This window comes from Hahella ganghwensis DSM 17046 (assembly GCF_000376785.1).
In the GTDB taxonomy this organism is placed as follows: Bacteria; Pseudomonadota; Gammaproteobacteria; order Pseudomonadales; family Oleiphilaceae; genus Hahella; species Hahella ganghwensis.
In genome coordinates this window covers 13,493-33,036 of record NZ_AQXX01000075.1, presented here as the reverse complement: position 1 = coordinate 33,036, position 19,544 = coordinate 13,493, and the positions used below count along the sequence as shown (strand labels likewise).

The following is a 19,544-nucleotide window of genomic DNA, read 5'->3' as shown; positions in this document are numbered from 1 at the left end:
CCGGGCTAAAGTGGAACACCCGTTCAGATACATCAAGCAGGTGTTTGGTTACGACAAAGTCCGCTATCGAGGCTTGGCCAAGAACAAGAGCCGGCTCTATCTGTTGGCGGCCTTCAGCAATCTGCTGATGGCAAGGAAAGAGCTGCAGGTATAGGGGCAGTGAGCCCAGATGACGCCCCACAGGGGGGGAAGATCCAAAATGGCCGGAAAAACACTCTGAATATTCGGCCATATATCGTCGAGAGTTTGAATTACCTCAGAACCTTGGGGTTATTCAGACTCTCCCTAGTACATGAAAGAATAAAAACCGGATACTAAAACAAGTTGACTACCCGTACTACATGCTTGGTGGCATTTCTGACCCTAAAAACCCTAGAAGTTGCAAAAAACATGCTTCCATTCATTGTGGTAAGAAAATTCTAATTTCAGAAGATATATCCAATTTCTACCCAAATACATCATACGAGGCTGTAAAAGGCATTTGGAAGCAATGCTTCCATTTCACTGATAATATCTCAGAAGTTCTCGCCTTATTAACAACATTTAACGGCGAATTACCTCAAGGTTGGAAAACCAGTGGTTACCTAGCAAACCTAGCCCTGTGGAAACACGAGCCAAAGCTAGTAAAAACTCTTGAGGATAACGGATTTTCTTACAGTCGATTTATTGATGACATAACTGTTAGTAGTCCTTACTTTATAACCAGTGAAACCAAGCATTTCATAGTATCAAATATATACAGAATGCTTCTGCCCAGTGGATATAGTCCCAAGCGAACAAAGCATGATATTTCGAGCCGTGAAAGCCCTATGGAAGTTACTTCACTGAATGTGAATACAAAGTATCCGACTATTCCTAAGCGCCAAAGGAACAATATCAGGGCTATGGTGTTTCAATTAGAAAGGCTAGCCCTTAGCCAACGTCGAACTCATTCATATTATAAGCAATGGCTAAGCCTTTACGGGAAGGTAAACAGAATTAAGTCTTTTCACGAAAGAGAGGGTGAAGATTTGCAAAGGCGTATGCGCTTAATTAAGCCAAATAAGAATTTTTTTAGAAAATAAACAATAATTTAATGACCTAACGCTTTTGAGAATAATCTCCGCTTTTTGGCCTAAAGCGAACATAGAAAAACAAGCCTCGTTCTGGCAATCACCGTCAAATTAAGTTCAGATGCATATATTATCTATAGGTGACGTTTAAAACAGATCTCACAAGCAAACAACTCTCCATTATTCCTCCACCATGCACCGATCTGCTTTCCATATAAACTCTATTGACCTACATCAACGCCAAGTTGCCCTTTCCGGGTAGGATGAATACTCCGAGCCTTCACTCATTCAAAGGTGGAAAGACATGCCTAAAAAGATTGTCGTTATTCAAGGTCACCCAGACCCTAATGGCGGACATTTCGATCATATGTTGGGCAACACTTACGTCAGAGCCGCTGAGGAGGCAGGCCATCAGGTATCGCTGATACAAATAGCTGAACTGGATTTTCCCATTTTACGATCCAAAGAAGACTGGAATCACGGGGATCTGTCCGAAGATGTACTCAAGTCGCAACGACTCATTGGCGAAGCTGAGCACCTGGTATTAATCTATCCGCTCTGGCTGGGTTCAATGCCCGCTTTACTGAAAGGTTTTCTGGAGCAGGTATTACGGCCGGGATTTGCACTCGAGAACGGATCAAAAGGAGGCTTTCCGAAAGGAAAGTTACGAGGAAAATCCTCCAGAGTGATTGTCACCATGGGCATGCCTGCATTTTTTTACCGGCTGTTCTACCGCTCCCACAGTCTGAAAAGTCTGGAGCGTAACATTCTTCGCTTTTGCGGAGTCAAGCCGGTGAAAAGCACCCTTATTGGACTTGTGGATGGAATAAGTGGCAATAAATGCCGTCAGTTGAAAAGAAAGATCGCCAAACTTGGCACTGCCGGAGTTTAAACAGGGACCTGCCATAGCGTACAGAAATACCTTACTCAACTGCTGACAACTCCTTATCCGATGCGACATCTCCACGCCATTTTTCCTTTTGGCTTAAAGTCTTATAGGCTTCCTCATTCCATTACTTGCCATTTTACAGACAACTCAATTATGCTGGTTTTTGAGCGATTGCAGTCTCAGATGGGACCGTTTCTGCTGTATTGATCATGCCTGTTTCTGATAACGAACCCCCCACCCTGTCGCCCTTCTTTTCCAATAAAAAATCAGATAAACCTATGTGGAGATAAGTCAATGGACATGACTTCAAGAAGGAAATTTGTTTCACGCGATATTCTCAATAAGGTGCAAGCACAACTCAAACAAAAGCTGCTGAGTGCGCCTCTGCATGATGACACTTCTATCGCTGGCTGGTTCATGGGAACCAAAGGTGAAAATCGCGAGCTGGTCAAAAAAATATTGAGTACAGTCGTGGAACGCACGCTCAATGGTCGCCAGGAACTCTTCCCAGAAGACCCTGCCTACATCACTGACAGCGTCAAAACCTCGGAGCCCTACCTTCAGGCAATTCAGGATGTTGAACAAAAAAGTGAGGGTCTTCTTGATATTCTGACCCAGTACTCGGTTCCTTTTTCCAGCCTGCGCTACCAGGGACATATGACCTGGGATATTACACTGCCGTCCATCATCGGATATATCTCGGGAATGTTGCAGAATCAGAATAATGTCACACCACAGGCAGCTCCGGCGACAACACTTCTGGAAATCATCGCCGCCAACGATATATCTCAGATGGCCGGCTTCAATGTCCGGGCACTGGACGACGACAGTCAATCAGAAGACCCTAAAGCCTGGTCACATATTACCTGCGACGGTACCGTGGCCAATATCGAAAGTGTATGGGCAGCCCGGGAGCTTAAATATATGCCGCTTGGCATCAAATACTCCCTGGAAGACGGACAACAATACGCGTCTATTCGGGATTCACTGACGCTTCCCGACGGCAAACTGCTCAGTCAGGCCAGTGCATGGCAACTGCTGAATATGAAACAGGATGATGCCCTGTCTCTGCCTGAAAAGATGGCTGTACTGCTAAAACAGGATGAAGCTGAAATCTGGAAATCCCTTGGTGACGCCTACTCCCTCAACGCCAAAGGGATGAGCTTCTTCCAGGACAAATATCTCGGTCCGGAGGACATCAAATCACCAGCGATCATCGTGCCATCCACCAAACATTATTCCTGGGTGAAATCTGCGTCATTGTTGGGAATGGGCGGGGGTCAGAAAGGTCTGACCGAAGCACAACTGACAGATATCAACGTGATCGGCAGTGATGCGGTACTGAACGTCTATGTGGATGCCGAGGGAAGCGTCAAAACCGATCTTCTACAGAGCGTTCTGGATACCTGTAAGCAACACAAAAAACCGATTTTAATAAATGTGGCCGTTGTCGGTTCTACTGAAGAAGGGGCTGTTGATCCGGTGGAAAAACTGCTGGCGATCAGAGAAAACTACCGTCAGCAATCGGAGCCCTTTGAGTATTCCGTTCATACAGATGCAGCCTGGGGCGGCTATTTCCTGGCATGTATCCGCAAGCCGTTTGAAATGGGGACCTTCCCGACACAGGCAAAACAGTCAGGAGATAACCAGTTCGATAACAGTAAATCCTGGTTCAGGGAATCGGTGTATGAAAGCATGTCGCAGATTCATCGTTGCGACAGTGTCACTATAGACCCCCACAAGATGGGCTACATTCCTTATCCGGCTGCAGCCTGACCTACCGTAACGAGAAAATCATCAACCTTCTGAGCTTCAGCGCACCTTACATCAGCTCTGAGAGTGACAGTAACAGCATCAATACCCGCAACATCGGTGAGTCCGGGATAGAAGGGTCCAAACCCGGTGCTGCGACTACCGCAGTCTATTTGAGCCATCAAACCATCCGTCCGGATCAAAGAGGCTATGGGCACATCATCAACCAGAGCATGCTGAACTCGAAGCTGTTTTACCTTTATCTGGCCACTTTGGATATTGCCTTCCCTGATGACCTGTTCAACCTGGCGTTACTGACACCACTGACCAAGGAGCAGGAAGCGCAGCGTCAAAGCATCGCTGAAGTACTGTGGAAGCGTCAGGCCAGTAAGCTGGATTTACTCAATCACCGGGAGATCACCTCCTTCCTGCGTCAGGTTTCCGGCGACCAGAATATCGTGGACTATGTTTTCAGCGATAAGAAAGACCGTTCCCCAGAAAGGACACTGCAACTGAACAACGACCTGTTTGAAAAGCTCAGTGTTCCTCCAGGCCAGCCGGTAGCGCCTGATCAGATATTTGTATCCATGACAACGTTCAATCGTGACGATTATGGCAACGATTTCATGGATGCACTGGGTCAGCGTCTTTTTGACCATCCGGAACAGGTGGATGCAATTCCCTGCATACGCTCAGTGATACTGGACCCTTGGGCTATCTATACCCACGAGTACGACCAGATGGGTATGTTCAACTTCTTCACCGACATATTCATTCCAAAGCTGCGGAAGGAAGTGAACCTTCTCTGTAAATAAACGTTCACTGGCGGCCGGTGCAAGCCGGCCGCACATTTCTCTTATATGAGCCCCCTACTTTTATGAATCCCCTACCTTTTTCCCCCGGATTCATCTCACCGCTACATGACACTTGGTAATTTTTAACACTTTTCAAGTTAAATAGTCAGCTTCTCTCATCTCCGTTCTTCCTTAGCCTGTACCTTGCTGGACCGGATGGATTCAGCATCAATCTCAAATGGAGGAACCATGATGGTGAGGATCGCAATTACCCTACTAGCGGTGTGTATGGCACTACCAGCCTTTGCACACCAATCAGCCAGTCGCCTGGACGTCGCGACTATGGCCAAGCAGTCGGACCTGGTATTCAGAGGTAAAGTAGTCGACATCAACTACCGGCAATCTGAGGCCAAAGGCCAACTAAAACCCCTGCCCTATACCTACGTCACCTATGCGGTTGACGAAGTACTCCATGGTCAATATCAGGAGTCAGAACTGACCTTGCGTTTTCTTGGAGGAATCACCGAACAGGGCGAAATTATGATGAACACATCATCCCCTCATATGGACATGGGTGATGAAGACATCCTGTTTGTTCAGGATAACGGTGGTTCTGAGTGCCCATTGGTTGACTGCAGCATGGGTCGGCTACGGGTGATTCACGGCGAAATCTACAGTGAGTACGGCCAGTCTCTGGTACAAAACAGCAAGGGGCAACTGGTCTTTGGCAAGTCAGCCCAGTTGGATGAAGTTAACTCCTTCCAAATTGGTGATCGCACATTCCAGCACAATGTTAATCGTAAACAGGCCCAGGAAGGCGATAGAGAAGCCAGCAAGTCTCTGACGGTTGAGGGAGTCCCACTTCAATCCGGCAATATCAGCGGACTGATGCGTGAACACATTTTTAGCTCCAACACCAAAGACCCTTACGGCCTGAGCAAGAATGTCCGCAACCTGGACATCAATGCCCCCATTCTGCCACCACAGGCCAAGCCGGTAACTCTCCCCGAGCCTCGCCAGGACAAATCACAGGCCTTGAGTCACGAAAGTTCTACCGAACTTGAAGCCATCAAACGCAACAACGGTAACCCCGTACTGAAGGACCAGTAAGCCAACCTGGTATAAAACAGAGGAGATATGTTATGAAGAGGTTATTCCGTTTTATCGCCGCCTTGAGCCTGATGGCCGCAGCTTCTGCCCAGGTCAGCGCGTACACCACAACCAGTTGTGGTTCAGGTGATGTGTCCTGGAGTTCCAAGTTCCGTTACCTATATGCCTATACCGGCAGCTTTCCCTCGGGCAGTAGCTATCGCACCGCACTGGAAGAAGCCGTGGACCGTCTCAATGACAATGCTTCCGGCTTCACCTTCTATATTATCTACACTTCTACGGCCCCGGCTCTGGGTAATGGGCGCAGTGAGGTATGGATCGAAAATATCAGCCCTCCCGGTGTCACCAATTACTGGTGGAATGGCTCCTGCAACATGACGGAAGCGGACATTCGCATGGATAGCTCTGTTACCTGGACTACCTCCATTGTGAAAACCACGAACTTTAACTACGGAGGTTCAGGCCGTCCTTTCCAGACCACGTTGCTCCATGAGCTCGGCCACGCGATCGGGCTTGGCCATGAAGCCGATGAATATAACATTATGGGTCAGGACTGGGATCACATTCACACTAACGGAAACTACTCCAGAGCTTATTTTGGCGAAGACGCCAGTGATGGCTCTGTTTACCTGTATGGCGCGGGCAGCGGTCAGGATCTTGGTGTGGTTCACTGGAAATGGACTGGCGCCAGCGGCGCTTATAGTGCTCATGGTCGTACCCGCCTGCTGGATCCTTCTACCGGATCAGAGCTGAGTTACACCGTTGTTGGAGGTGAGCGTCGTTACAATGTCGTCAGAGGGCAAAACGTCCGCATGGAGCTGACTTACGAAAACAACGGCAATAGCTACCAGTATCAGGATGTGAACTATTACATATCCACCAATAGCACGGTCTCGACCTGGGATACGCTCCTCGCCTCCCGCAACCTGGGACTGTCTCCGGACAATGTGTATACCTCGACCTATGACGTCACCATCCCCAGCAACGTGAGTTGCAATACTCCACACTGGCTCGGTGCGGTTATGGATCCTGATGGCTCTGTGTCCGAATTGGCTGAGTGGAACAACGCAACCTACATCCCGGTCTACGTCAACTGGACGTTCAGTTGCCTGGTGATTACTCCGACCCTGGAAGTCACTCCCATTCAACCCTGAGGCAAATATAAAATACCAGGCAATCGGTCTCGATTGCCTGGTATTACCAAACTCTACGCAACGCCCCTCTCTAGCTCAGGCTACTAGGAATAAAAACCGTTCTTTGCCCGTAGATTCTTTCATAAACGACTGTCATTCTGCCCCTATTCTGTCCCACCACGGTCATGATCAAACAGTCACAAGCCCCCCGTTTACGACCTCAAATCTCTCCTTGATAAGTGTGAATACCGACTAGACAAAATTCCGGCAAGTTTTAGCCTTGAACAAGAGCATGTCGAAAGCTATCGCTCTCTGACGTTGTCTCGATAGAGCAACGTATTAAAGAACAATCGAATCGGAATCGTGGCGGCTCCTTCGCTTTGCCAATCAAGGCTCAATTGAGAGCATTATCTTGCGTCTTACCGGACGGCAGCGTGTCTTCACAAAAACAATAAGAGGGAATTTACATGGCCAATATTGCGGCTGCTACTCAATTAGAATCCGGTATGACACCTGAGCAGAGTTCATCCGAGACTGAAGAATCCGCCCCTTTCCCGGATCGGGGCTACTGGTCTCTCCTGAAACAAACCTTCTTTTCAGCGTATCTTTCCAATCAGATTCTGATCAATCTGGGAGACGGAATTTTTGGACTTCTTGTAACCTTCAGTGCTTTGAGTCTGAATGCATCCGCCGCCGAGCTGGGTCTGATCGTATCTTGTATCGCACTACCACGAGGATTATTGGGGCTCTATGGTGGAGTTATCGCCGATCAGTACCGGCGACGCGTTATTATGCAGTTATGTGATTTAGCCAGAACCGTCGGCATCGCTCTGGTCGGCATTCTTGTCTGGACCGGCAATCTTTCTCTCTTTAACCTCACTCTGCTGGCTTCGCTGGTGACATTAACATCCGCGTTTTCAAAACCTGCCGGCAAAGCCATTTTGCCTGAAGTTGTCGATGCTTCAGATCTATATCTCGCCAATGGAATGACACAAAGCGTATTATGGCCTTCTTTTTTTCTCGGCGCTTTCCTGGCAGGAAGCATGGACACTTCAGGGCTCTTCTCAGCTTATAGCTATTTAATGTGTGCCGGAGTGTTCGCCATCGCCGGCATGGTCCTTGGCCTGGTGCAACCTGGTCGTCTGAAAAAAACAACAGAGAACTGTCAGAACTCGATACTGACAGACATCATTGATGGCATATCAGAACTGGCTCGTCACAGAGCGCTTTTGATCAGGGTGGTCGGTTATCTTTTTTTCTCCCTGATTTGGCGTGGTATGACGCAAGTGGGCCTGCCTTTGTATACGGTTGAGGCGTTGAACCTCCCGGCAAGTTTCTATAGCACACTGATCATTGCTGCTGGTCTGGGCGAATTTGTCAGTTCTTTGATTATCGCCAAACTGGCCATCACCCGATCCCTGAAATTTTCATTTATTGGTGAGGCGTTGCTGGGGATAGCCCTGCTAACCTTGAGCCTTAACCTCTCCTCAAGTGGCTTATCCACCGCAATCGCCTTATTCTCCGTGATGCTGGTTGGTGTTTCCGCCAGCCTAGTTCATGTGCCATTAACTACGGCTATACAAACAGATATCAGCAGTTCAAACAGCGGAAAGGTTTTCAGCATCTGGAATACGCTGGGAACACTCGGAGGCAGCCTGGGAGCTTTGGTGATTTCAGGCATGATCAGTATCTCCGGTACAACCATGACACTCATAACCCTTATGCTGTTTTCTCTACTGATACTCCTGTTAAGCTATTGTCTGGCCTACCCCAGAGATACCAGATCAAAAGACTTGCCGGCTGATCTGATGGGGACGGTTTCCACGGCCTGATGCCAACTTATAACGAATGGAATCAGGATTTATCACAGGCTGAATATTCGCTTATGAAATACCATATCTACTGCGCTATATCCTCACACGGATATGGCCACGTTGCCCAGGTCGCCCCAGTTCTCAATCAGCTAAAGTCCCGATACCCGGATCTACAGCTGACGATTCAGTGTGCAATTGACGCCAAAGTACTCGCTTCATGGATAAACTCCGCTTTTACTCAGATTGAGGAACCAGCAGACCTGGGCTTACTGATGCATGATGCTGTTCATGTAGATGCGCAGGGAACTTATCAGGCCTATCACGACCAATTACTCAACTGGCAAAGTACGCTTAACTCTGCCGTTAAGTATCTGGAATGTTATGGCCGTCCTGATCTGGTGGTCACCAACAACAGTTATATAATGTCTGCTGCAGCATTCGAGCTTGGCATTCCCAGTCTGCATTTCTGCTCCCTGAATTGGGCCGCCTTATTCCGCTACTACAGCCATCAATATGATCAGGGCAACGAGGTTTTCAATCATCTTGTCAATTGTTATAACCGGGCAGAGAACTTTCTGAGGATCACTCCCGGACTGGAAATGTCCGAGCTGAATAACGTCAAAACGGTGGGGCCCATTGGTAGAACCGGTGCCTGTCGTGATCTGTCAAAACTGACCGGTCGATCACCTTCTACAAAATTTGTTCTGGTATCTATGGGGGGCATCCCCTATCACATTCCATACGAAAGCTGGCCGGCAGGCGAGAACATCTGCTGGCTGACTGCCTCGCAGGTAGCCCCGGAACATCCAGACTTCTTATCCCTGGATAAACTGAATATATCCTTTATCGATGCTGTTGCCAGTTGCGACGCCATTGTCACAAAGCCCGGCTATGGAACTTTCGTGGAAGCCACCATTCACCACAAGCCAGTGCTCTACCTCAGCCGTAAGGATTGGCCGGAAGAGCCTTATCTTGTCTCATTTTTGAACGAGAACGGAATTGGGAATGAGATTTCCCCCGAACAGCTTTCTTCCGGAAGGTTAAAGACAGAGGTAGAAAAATTGCTTCTGCAGTCTTCTCCTCAGAAACCAGTTTCTCTTACTGGCATAGCGGAAGTCACAGAAGAAATCATACGTTTATTGAAGGAATGACAGAAGGCCCCAAAGGGGCCTGATCAGGTGCCAACCTGTTGTTCAGGAGCGGCTTCGGCAAACGCTGAAAGTGTTAAGCAATGGTCATATACCGCCCGGATTCTGGGAAAATCATCCATAGGAACATCAAAGCGATAGGCATTATAGACCTGAGGTACAAGGCAGACGTCCGCGTATGTCAGCATATCCCCCATACAGTATGGTCCGTCCACTAACTGCTTCTCCAAGGCTGAAAACCCAACACCTATCCAGTGGTGATACCATTGAGTTTTCTGCTCATCTGATATACCCAGGTCATCCACAAGGTATTTCAGCACCCTCAGGTTATTCAAGGGATGAATATCCGCAGCAACCTGGTTCATCAGACTGCGAGTCATCGCCCTCATCGTCGTGTCCCTGGGCAACATGGCTGGATCAGGGCGCACCTCCTCCAACCATTCCAGAATCGCGAGGGATTGGGTCAGAAACTCACCTTCATTAATCTGCAGTGCAGGAACAAGTCCCTGTGGCTGTCGGCGCAGGTGAACCTCCTGACTCTGCTCACCAAGACGCAGGTCAACAGGAATTTGCCCATATGAAACGCCTTTCAGATTCAGCGCAATCCTGACTCTGTATGCTGCGGAAGACCGCCAGTAATCATATAGAATCATCATGGCTGATGGCCTTTCCTGTGTATTCCACCACCGTTTGATCTATGGCACCGAAGATAGACTGTCCGTCACCATCCAACATCTCTATACGAACCTGATCACCGAAGTGCATGAAGGTTGTTTGAGGAGATCCGGTATTGATGGTTTCAATCATTCGCACTTCCGCGATACAGGAATATCCGACACCACCGTCAGCAATCGCCGACCCATGTTCAGTATTCTGTTTGTTGGATACCGTGCCAGAACCGATGATGGCTCCAGCTGACAGGGGACGTGTACGCGCCGCATGGGAGATAAGCCGGGCAAAGCTAAACGTCATATCCTGACCGGCATTGGCCCGCCCAAATGGCTGCCGGTTATAGTCAACGTTTAAAGGCAGGTGCACCTTACTATGTTCCCAGGCAGGGCCCAGTTCATCAGGAGTCACAGCCACCGGAGAAAAACTGCTTGAAGGCTTGGACTGGAAAAAGCCGAAGCCTTTAGCCAGCTCTCCAGGAATCAGGCCTCTTAAAGAAACATCATTCACCAACATCAGCAACTGAATATGTTCTGGTGCCTGCTCCTCGGAAACGCCCATGGGAACATCATCGGTCACTATGGCAATTTCCGCTTCGAAATCGATTCCCCACTCTTCTGAGCCCAGGGGAATGTCATCACAAGGACCAATAAAACTGTCTGATCCCCCCTGATACATCAGAGGATCTGTCCAGAAACTGGGGGGCATTTCACTGTTGCGGGCCTTTCGTACCAGCTCTACGTGATTGACGTAAGCACTGCCATCAGCCCATTGGTAGGCACGAGGCAGTGGAGAAGCACAATCCTGAGGGCGGAACTCAAATACGCCCGCCAAGTCTGAGGAACTCTGATTCAGCTTCCGGTAAACCGACTGAAGTTTGGGCTCAGTCTCTGCCCATCGGTCCAGGGCGTCCTGCATCGTCCCGGCAATATGTGGCACTTCAACCGCAGAGTTGAGATCGCGGGATACGACGATCAAACGACCGTCACGCCCCTGTTTAAGACTGGCAAGTTTCATTGCAGACCCCTTAGATTACACCACGGGCTTGTTGGTCCCGCTCAATTGACTCGAACAGCGCCTGAAAGTTGCCTTCGCCAAAGCCAAGGTGCTCTTTGCGCTGAATCAACTCGATAAAAATAGGTCCAAACAGGTTTTTGGTAAAGATCTGAAGCAGGTAACCTTTTTCATCCCCATCCACCAGAACCTGATGTTTCTGGATTCGGGCATGGTCTTCTGTCACATTCGGTACTCTGTCGAATACATGATCATAGTAATCATCATTGATATCCAGCGTCTGAATACTGGTCCCTTCCATCGCGTCCAGTGACGACAGCAGATCTCTGGAGGCAAAGGCCAGATGCTGAACTCCCGGACCATTGTATTCGTCAAGGTATTCATCAATCTGATTATTCTTATCGTCTTTCCCTTCGTTGATCGGAATACAGAAGCTTCCGTCCGGGGATTTAAGTGCATACGAAATCAGCGCGGTTTTCTTACCACGAATATCAAAATAGCGAACTTCGGTGAAGCCGAAAATGTCTTTATAAAAGTTAGCCCATTTTTCCATGGTGCCTTTGTAGACGTTGTTGGTCAGGTGATCGACATTCATGAACCCTTTTTCAAGCACCCTGACCGGCTCTTCGAGATCTTCAAAATCAGCCTCGTAGATTGAGCCTTTGTCGCCAAACAGATCAATAAAGTAGATAAGGCTGTCACCGATACCATAGATCGCAGGGTATGGCAGATCCTTATTCGCATCTTCAGCAGGTTTTGCACCACGCTTTACCGCTTGCTCAAAAGCATATTCAGCGTCATCAACGCGCCATCCCATTGAGCAGATAGCCGGCCCGTGGCGCTCTGCAAATCCCTTGGAAAAGCCTTTCCTTTCGTTATTCATCAGAAAGTGAATATCGTTCTGATTGAAGTACAGGATATCCTTACCTTTGAAGGTCTTCAGCTTCGACAGTCCGAAATCCAGAAAGACCTTTTCCATAAAGTCACTGTCAGGCGTGGCAAATTCAGTAAATTCAATACCACGAAGTCCCAGGGGGTTATTCTCGGAATCTCCTGCATGGTGTCGGTCTGGTGTAAATTTGGTGTTCATGGTTTTCCCTCCGCTTCGTGTCATTCTTATTTTTTGGATTCAGGTTCAAGCCAGGACTGGTGATAGTCACCGGCCATGGCGTTTTTGACGTTTTCAGTCAGCTGCAATGGTGCAAAGGTATCCACCATGACAGCGTATTCGTAGGTTTCCCGAGCCCCGATGGAAGCTTCTGTCTTACCAGGCTGTGGCCCGTGAGGTACGCCCCCCTGATGCAGGGTGATGTACCCGGCTTCAATACCGGTGCGGCTCATGAAGTCACCATCGACGTAATAGAGCACCTCATCACTATCGACATTTGAGTGATAGTAGGGAGCCGGTATCGCCTGGGGATGGAAGTCATAGAGACGGGGAACGAAATTGCAAAGAACAAAGCCTCGTCCACCAAAGACCTGATGAATACTTGGCGGCAGATGGATTTGCCCGACAATAGGTTGGAAATCCCGGATATTGAACGCCCAGGGATAGAGATAGCCATCCCACCCTACCAGATCGAACGGATGCCATTGCATCTGGTGCGCCTGGTAGTGATCCCGGTATTTACTGATGACCTGGAAGTCTCCCTGCTGCACTATCGGATCAGACAGTTTCGGGACTCGAATGTCCCGTTCACAGTAAGGTGCTGTTTCCAGAAGCTGGCCATACTCGTTGCGATAGTGCTTGGGAATTTCCACCATGGAGTGCGATTCCACGACAAACAGGCGAACATTGTCGTAGTTATTGAAGTGAAGCTGGTATATTGTGCCCCGGGGTATCATCAGGTAATCCCACTGACGTACTTCCAGACGGCCGTACTCCGACAGCAACTCACCTTCGCCTTCATGGACGAAAATGATTTCATCGGCGTAGGCATTACGGTAAAACTGGTCAGTGGATTCAGTCACCCGTGCAGTGTGAATAGACAGGTCTTGATTGAAAAAGAGACGATTACGGGCGTTATAAAAGTTGCCCTGGCGGTCCGCTTTGCGACTATCAAGTTTATAATTCTGTACTAGACTGTCTTGCCAATGAGCTCCATGCTCAATATGCACCCGCTCAACGGAGGGGCTTTTCGTCGGCATGTTGTGGTGATATTTGGTGCTGTACAGGCTGGCAAACCCGTGAGTGGAAACCAACTCTTCCCGGTACAACTCCTCTTCCTGCCCAGCCTGAACACCTGGATGCCGGGTATCCTTATAAAAAGTCACGTGGTGTTTGGCAGGTAAATCACCTTGTTTGACATAAAACGGCATGCGTGCAGCCTCGTCTGAAAACTAGTCGATAGCTCTATTGTCCGCCGTTCTACAACTAAAAAAAGAATAATATTTGCATCATCTTGTTCTAATATTTAGATATACAATCACAGTTACAGTTATGGAAATTTACAGGTACGCCGATGAAAGTGGATATGGAAGCCCTAAGGGTCTTGGACACCATCATTCAGGAAGGAAGTTTCGCGAAAGCCGCCAATCGACTGCATAAAGCCCAGTCAGCCGTGAGCTATCAGATCCGGAAACTGGAAGAACAACTGAATATCGATATTTTTGACCGCAGTCAGTACCGCGCCACGCTCACCCCCAAAGGTCAGGCACTCTGGACCGAAGCGCGACGAATGCTGCAGTTGGCAGGACGTATCGAAAGCCTCGCAGAACGCTATACGGAAGGCTGGGAACCCCGGCTCGAGCTGGTAATCGACGGTGCACTGCCGATGGTTCCCATCATGGGCGCTCTAAAATCCCTCGCTGACCGGGATATTCCCACCCGTATCCAGGTCAAGGTTGAAGCCCTGGGCGGTGTCCAGATGCGCTTTGAAAAAGATAATGCGGACATCATGCTGGCCAAAGACTATACACCGCATCCTTCACTCACTTCTGTGCCATTAACCCCGGTCAGCCTCGTGTTGGTGGCGGCCAGTCATCACCCTCTGGCAGGGGAAAAGAGCATTGAGTTAGACCAGCTTCACGATCATGTGGAGCTAACCATCAATGACACCAGCGAGCACCCATCCCCCCGACCAGACTCACTGCAGTTCGGCGGCGACCGGGTGTTCTACATGCATAGTTTTTCAGCCAAAAAGACTGCCATTGAGATGGGCCTGGGATTCGGCTGGATGCCGGTATTCCAGGTCAGAAAAGAGTTGGCAGAGGGCAGCCTGATAGAACTCAACTATCGATCCGGTTCACGGGTTTCATTCACCCCCATGCTGGTTTATCGCAATGAACCTCCGCTGGGGAAAGCCGGCGGTATTATTGCGGAGCTCGTCGGTAAGGCCTTCCAGCAGTTTGAAGGGTAACTTCTGACTACAGGCGCTACTCAATAGCCCTGGTATGACCGGAGAATACCGGGGCTGAATACTTTTCCTTTGTAAAAAAGAACATATTCTCAGGCAAGACCATGATCTTCTCCTCGACTTGACTATGGTCTTCCTGTCATAGACATTTCCCCCTGATTTACCTCATAGTAAAACTTGTTGTCTGGATCACGCGTCTGGTCACTTGCCGCACAAAAACAACGAACAGGAGGGTTTAATGGCTAATCTTACGGATATCCCCGAATCACTGGCAGCCACCGGCTGGCAGATTTCCGAGGATAACAAATCCATTCACAAAGTCTTTAAATTTGCTGATTTCCGCGATGCCATGAGCTATATGGTACGCGTGTCCTTTGAAGCAGAAGCTGCCAACCATCATCCGGAATGGCTGAATGTCTACAACCGGGTGGAAACCACTCTGACCACACATGACACTGGTGGCCTCACACAAAATGATGTCAACCTGGCCGAGGCCATGGATAAGATCTATCAAAAGTAGAATGGTAAAGGAAACACTATGAGTCTTTCTGAAAAAGTCGTCCTGGTGACTGGTGCTACCGGAGGTTTGGGACCTGCAGTAGTCCGTCACTTTAAAGACCAGGGCGCACAGGTCGTGGCAATGGGCCGCTCAATGGAATCGTTGAACAGCCACTTCGCTAACAGCAACATTTCCCGAAAAACCTGTGATCTGCTGAACGCAGAAGAAGTAAAAAAATGTGTTGAAGACGTCATCGCGGAAAAGAGCCGGATTGATATTCTGGTCTGTGTTGCCGGCGGCTTTGCCATGGGCAGTACTGTGTACGAAACTCCCATGGAGCAATGGGAGCTAATGAATGACCTGAATGTAAAGACCGTCCTGAATATGGTCCGAGAGGTCATCCCGGGGATGCTGGAACAGAAAGCCGGCAAAGTTATCACTGTTGGTGCAACGGCGGCCCATCACGGCATGGCTCAGATGGGGACCTATTGTGCGAGCAAATCCGCCCTTATGCGGTTCACAGAAGCCCTGGCTATGGAAGTGCGCACCAAAGGCATCAATGTCAATGCGGTGCTGCCGACCATTATTGATACTCCGGATAACCGTAACGCCATGCCGGATGCAGACTATGATCGCTGGGTGGCGCCGGAAGATCTGGCCAATGTTATCGGTTTCCTGACCTCTGATGCAGCGAAAGCGGTACATGGCGCTTTGATTCCCGTTACCGGCCTCAGTTGATTTCAAACGCCTTTAACGAAATGGCTGGGTCAGCATCTGGCCCAGCTTCATTTCTTCGGGTTGATCGGAAAACTCTGCCAGTCCGATTCTCATGCCTAGATGCCCCAGTAAAGGCTGTGCCCGATAAGTCCCCAACCATCGATCCCACCAGGGAAGATTGAAGCCGAAGTTGCTATCCGTTTCCTCAGGTATACGCGAATGATGCACCCGATGGTAGTCCGGGGTCACAATCACCCAACGCAGAATTTTTTCCACGGCGGCAGGTAGGCTGATATTGGTATGATTAAACAATGACGTGGCATTCAGAACGATTTCAAACAATAGAACCGCCAGAGCCGGCGCACCCAATACAATGACGACTGCTATCTTGATCAACATTGACAACAGTATCTCCAAGGGGTGAAACCGAACACCGGTGGACACATCAATTTCAGGGTCCGCATGGTGCATTCGATGCAATCGCCATAACACAGGAACCCGATGAAATAAGCGGTGCTGCAGGTAAATCGCAAAGTCCAGCACAAGAAACGCCAAAATAATCACCAGCCATTCGGGAATCGGAATCCAGTTCAAAACGCCCCACTGAAGCTCCTCAACATGCATGGCAGTGCCTACAGCCGCCAGAGGGAACAACAATCTCAACAACAGAGAATTTAAAACCAATATCCCCAAATTGGAGAACCAACGCCGGGTTCTGGAATACTGCCTGGCCCGGATGGGACGAATGCCTTCCCATATCGCCATTACAGAGAATATTCCCAGAAATGCACCACCACGAATCAGCGGCTCGTTGGAAATTAAGAATTCGGACATTTCAATACCTGCTCCCCATCACCGAGGTTCATCGTTATATCAGACAAACTGAAATAACCACAGGGAGCCATGAGCCTGGCCATAAACTTTCCAGTCCTCTGGCTCTCGGAGTCAGCTAGTATGACTCCAGAATAACTAAAAAATTCCGACATAATTCACACCAGGAATTATCCAGTAGCATGACAAACAGAATATCGTCTAGTATTCAATAATGACACAAGATCAACCTTCTACCCTGACTCAGGAACTCAGTCTGCTGGAACGCAAGCGCCGCGCCTTGATACGCGTGGCGAATATTACCGCGTCTCTAGAACGGCTTCGCCTTGGCTACGAAGCAATGTTACACCTGGGGCAGACTGATAGCCCCCTTCCCATCAGTGCCATGCAACTGTTCGATCAACTGGGGAGAAAAATCCGTAACCTGTCGGATGCCGAGGTAAAACTCAGGCTGGGTGGGCTGGACAAAAAATTACTGCATGCGCAAAAGGTCATCAACCAGGCCATACCTCAATTAGTCGATCCTGAGAGCAGTGATAAGGTATTGGAGAGCTTCAGCCAACAGATCCGGGATTTTCAGCGTCTGGCACATACCAATATTGCCCTCCGTGTATTGATTGAGCGTCGCCATATTGAACTTCCCCCGCTGGAACTGAATATCCCCCTGGATCAGATCAAATCCAATATCAGTGCGGTCACCACAAAAGAGCGCACCTGTCGCAGCAAAGTTAAAAAACAGATAGAGTCAATGCGCGTAGACTTCCAGCGTATTATCTACAGCGGTTTATGCTCTGATTCCCAGAAACAGGTACTGCAGGCCATGGATGCCGCCCTGATAGAGAATATAGAGCATATACAAGCCGGCAAAAGCATTTCCGACCTACCAACACCGGTAGAAGATCTGGAACTGAACACGGTAGCTAACCAAACCAGCGAAACACCGCCTCTGCCTCACCCGAAAGTTACAGAACAACCTCGCGTATCTCCAGCTGTTTCCGTCGATAAAACAGAGTCCCAGCAGGACAAGCAGCATCCGGTAGGGGACAAATCCTCCACGTCGCCTTCCGGCAAGACTCCACGCAAAAACCTGATCAAACGATTTCAGATCTGGCTTTCCACTCCCTGGCATGTTGGCTGGAAAGACATTGATAGAGACAAAGACAAGGACAACGAGAACGGCTCTTCATCCTAGAACCTATTCACTTTCCCCAGATACGAAATGAGCGCCAGTACCCTCACTCAACGAGAGCTACGACTTTAGTCTAACCTCCGCAAGAAAGAATTAAGATTTCCGGCCGATTGAAAACTAGAATGCCTTTGTTATGATCTACTTTCTTAATCGTTAAAGATAAGTAAATCTCAGCCTCTGGAGGCTATCTTCATGGGCTATATTGATAAAATAAAAACAAGGTAGATCACTATGAAACTTAATCATTTAAGTCGATTCGCCGTTATCGCTTCCTCCCTATTGATTGGCGCGCCCTTACAGGCGGCAACCGTGACCATTTCCTGCGGTGCCGTAGGTACAGAACTGGACGTATGCCGGGATGGAGCAGATGTCTGGTCCAAGAAAACCGGTCACGAGGTGAAACTGGTATCCACTCCCAACTCTTCGACTGAAAGACTTTCCCTTTATCAGCAGATTCTTTCCGCCCAATCCACCGATATCGATGTGATGCAAATAGATGTGGTCTGGCCCGGTATGCTCGAAAAACACCTGCTGGATCTGAAAAGCCACACCAACGGCGCGGAAAAAGACCACTTTCCGTCTCTGGTCCAGAACAATACTGTCAATGGTCGCCTGGTAGCAATGCCCTGGTTTACCGACGCGGGCGTCCTGTATTACCGCAAGGACCTATTGGAAAAATACGGCCATGAAGCCCCAACCACCTGGGAGCAACTGACAGAAACCGCCAAGGAAGTACAAGCTCAGGAACGGAAGTCCGGCAATGACCAGATGTGGGGATTCGTCTGGCAGGGTCGCGCTTATGAGGGACTGACCTGTGACGCTCTGGAATGGATCTACAGTTACGACGGCGGCACCATTATTGATGCCGATGGCAAGGTCACGATCAGCAATCCTCAGGCCGCCCAGGCACTGGATACGGCTCGGAGCTGGATAGGGACGATCTCACCAGAAGGCGTTCTCAACTACACCGAAGAAGAAGCTCGTGGCGTGTTCCAATCTGGCAATGCCGTTTTCATGAGAAACTGGCCATACGCCTGGGCACTGTCTCAAGCCGATGACAGCCCAATCAAAGACAAAGTCGGCGTGGTCGCATTACCGAAAGGTGGCGAGAAAGGACAACATGCCGGAACTCTGGGAGGCTGGCAGTTGGCCGTATCACGCTACAGTAAGAACCCCGATCTCGCTGCGGATCTGGTTGCTTATCTGACCAGCTACGAAGAACAAAAGCGTCGCGCCATCGTCGGCTCATACAACCCGACCATCATGTCACTGTATGAAGATAAAGACGTCCTCGCAGCAACCCCTTTCTTCGGCAGCCTGTATGACACTTTTGCCAATGGTGTCGCTCGACCTTCAACACCTACCGGCGACAAATATGGCCGTGTCAGCAATGCCTTTTTCAATACCGTTCACGGTGTATTATCAGGTAACAGCGACAGCCAGTCTGCCCTGAAGTCACTGGAGAAACAGTTGAAACGACTGGTTCGTCGTCGATAACAGCGATGTGAGCGTTCCAATAAAGCTGGAACGCTCACAGCCCCCCTTCTGAGACTTGATGGACACACACGAATTTAACG

The 19,544-nt window shown here is 49.1% G+C and carries 20 protein-coding genes; 14 read left to right on the top strand and 6 right to left on the bottom strand.

Going from position 1 to position 19,544, the window contains the following annotated elements; all coding sequences use genetic code 11:
* From F566_RS31900 to F566_RS34760, 4 genes are all read left to right on the top strand, one after another.
* A partial coding sequence (locus tag F566_RS31900; protein ID WP_020405735.1) for a transposase occupies positions 1-154 on the top strand: 154 nt, incomplete at its 5' end.
* Positions 155-341: 187 nt separating this feature from the next.
* On the top strand, positions 342-1,064 hold the full coding sequence (locus F566_RS31895; RefSeq protein ID WP_020405734.1) for a reverse transcriptase family protein: 723 nt from the start codon (positions 342-344) through the stop codon (positions 1,062-1,064).
* A gap of 292 nt (positions 1,065-1,356) precedes the next feature.
* On the top strand, positions 1,357-1,944 hold the full coding sequence (locus tag F566_RS0104260; protein ID WP_020405733.1) for an NAD(P)H-dependent oxidoreductase: 588 nt from the start codon (positions 1,357-1,359) through the stop codon (positions 1,942-1,944).
* Positions 1,945-2,235: 291 nt separating this feature from the next.
* Positions 2,236-3,717 (top strand): pyridoxal-dependent decarboxylase, encoded by a 1,482-nt coding sequence (locus F566_RS34760; RefSeq protein WP_211210596.1) that lies wholly within the window; start codon positions 2,236-2,238, stop codon positions 3,715-3,717.
* Here F566_RS34760 and F566_RS37270 read toward each other — a convergent pair.
* Complete coding sequence (locus tag F566_RS37270; protein WP_211210594.1) at positions 3,699-3,875, bottom strand: hypothetical protein; 177 nt, start codon at positions 3,873-3,875, stop codon at positions 3,699-3,701. The two genes, F566_RS34760 and F566_RS37270, sit on opposite strands and share 19 nt — an antisense overlap.
* On the opposite strand from F566_RS37270, the gene F566_RS37265 reads away from it, so the two are divergent.
* From F566_RS37265 to F566_RS0104235, 5 genes are all read left to right on the top strand, one after another.
* Positions 3,867-4,508, top strand: coding sequence for a hypothetical protein (locus F566_RS37265; protein ID WP_211210592.1), 642 nt, complete (start codon positions 3,867-3,869; stop codon positions 4,506-4,508). The two genes, F566_RS37270 and F566_RS37265, sit on opposite strands and share 9 nt — an antisense overlap.
* Before the next feature lie 228 nt (positions 4,509-4,736).
* On the top strand, positions 4,737-5,597 hold the full coding sequence (locus F566_RS0104250; RefSeq protein WP_020405732.1) for a hypothetical protein: 861 nt from the start codon (positions 4,737-4,739) through the stop codon (positions 5,595-5,597).
* A 32-nt stretch (positions 5,598-5,629) separates the two neighbouring features.
* On the top strand, positions 5,630-6,751 hold the full coding sequence (locus F566_RS31885) for a matrixin family metalloprotease (RefSeq protein ID WP_020405731.1): 1,122 nt from the start codon (positions 5,630-5,632) through the stop codon (positions 6,749-6,751).
* A gap of 446 nt (positions 6,752-7,197) precedes the next feature.
* On the top strand, positions 7,198-8,562 hold the full coding sequence (locus tag F566_RS0104240) for an MFS transporter (RefSeq protein ID WP_020405730.1): 1,365 nt from the start codon (positions 7,198-7,200) through the stop codon (positions 8,560-8,562).
* Between the two features lie 53 nt (positions 8,563-8,615).
* Positions 8,616-9,695, top strand: coding sequence for a hypothetical protein (locus F566_RS0104235; protein WP_157496646.1), 1,080 nt, complete (start codon positions 8,616-8,618; stop codon positions 9,693-9,695).
* Positions 9,696-9,718: 23 nt separating this feature from the next.
* Here the strand turns inward: F566_RS0104235 and maiA are convergent, their stop codons facing one another.
* From maiA to F566_RS0104215, 4 genes are read right to left on the bottom strand one after another with little or no spacing between them, the layout of a single operon-like run.
* On the bottom strand, positions 9,719-10,348 hold the full coding sequence (gene maiA / locus F566_RS0104230) for a maleylacetoacetate isomerase (RefSeq protein WP_020405728.1): 630 nt from the start codon (positions 10,346-10,348) through the stop codon (positions 9,719-9,721).
* Positions 10,332-11,378 (bottom strand): fumarylacetoacetate hydrolase family protein, encoded by a 1,047-nt coding sequence (locus F566_RS0104225; RefSeq protein WP_020405727.1) that lies wholly within the window; start codon positions 11,376-11,378, stop codon positions 10,332-10,334. Before F566_RS0104225 ends, maiA begins: the two co-directional genes overlap by 17 nt.
* Positions 11,379-11,388: 10 nt before the next feature.
* Positions 11,389-12,465: a 4-hydroxyphenylpyruvate dioxygenase gene (hppD, locus tag F566_RS0104220; protein ID WP_020405726.1), complete on the bottom strand. Its 1,077-nt coding sequence runs from the start codon at positions 12,463-12,465 to the stop codon at positions 11,389-11,391.
* A gap of 26 nt (positions 12,466-12,491) precedes the next feature.
* Positions 12,492-13,694: a homogentisate 1,2-dioxygenase gene (locus F566_RS0104215; protein WP_020405725.1), complete on the bottom strand. Its 1,203-nt coding sequence runs from the start codon at positions 13,692-13,694 to the stop codon at positions 12,492-12,494.
* A gap of 143 nt (positions 13,695-13,837) precedes the next feature.
* Here F566_RS0104215 and F566_RS0104210 point away from each other — a divergent pair, with 143 nt between their 5' ends.
* The 3 genes from F566_RS0104210 to F566_RS0104195 all read left to right on the top strand — a co-directional run bounded on the left by F566_RS0104210 (position 13,838) and on the right by F566_RS0104195 (position 15,968).
* The gene (locus F566_RS0104210; protein WP_020405724.1) at positions 13,838-14,734 is read left to right on the top strand and encodes a LysR family transcriptional regulator; all 897 of its coding nucleotides are present in this window, start codon (positions 13,838-13,840) and stop codon (positions 14,732-14,734) included.
* 235 nt (positions 14,735-14,969) lie between these two features.
* Positions 14,970-15,251, top strand: coding sequence for a 4a-hydroxytetrahydrobiopterin dehydratase (locus F566_RS0104200; protein WP_020405723.1), 282 nt, complete (start codon positions 14,970-14,972; stop codon positions 15,249-15,251).
* A gap of 18 nt (positions 15,252-15,269) precedes the next feature.
* On the top strand, positions 15,270-15,968 hold the full coding sequence (locus tag F566_RS0104195) for an SDR family NAD(P)-dependent oxidoreductase (protein WP_020405722.1): 699 nt from the start codon (positions 15,270-15,272) through the stop codon (positions 15,966-15,968).
* Between the two features lie 12 nt (positions 15,969-15,980).
* Here F566_RS0104195 and F566_RS0104190 read toward each other — a convergent pair whose 3' ends face one another.
* On the bottom strand, positions 15,981-16,781 hold the full coding sequence (locus F566_RS0104190; protein WP_020405721.1) for a sterol desaturase family protein: 801 nt from the start codon (positions 16,779-16,781) through the stop codon (positions 15,981-15,983).
* 211 nt (positions 16,782-16,992) lie between these two features.
* Here F566_RS0104190 and F566_RS0104185 point away from each other — a divergent pair, with 211 nt between their 5' ends.
* Together F566_RS0104185 and F566_RS0104180 are read left to right on the top strand one after the other, a co-directional pair.
* Complete coding sequence (locus F566_RS0104185; RefSeq protein WP_020405720.1) at positions 16,993-17,970, top strand: hypothetical protein; 978 nt, start codon at positions 16,993-16,995, stop codon at positions 17,968-17,970.
* Between the two features lie 228 nt (positions 17,971-18,198).
* Entirely contained in the window at positions 18,199-19,464 is a 1,266-nt protein-coding gene (locus tag F566_RS0104180; RefSeq protein WP_020405719.1) for an ABC transporter substrate-binding protein, read from the top strand.
* Positions 19,465-19,544 lie beyond the last annotated feature (80 nt).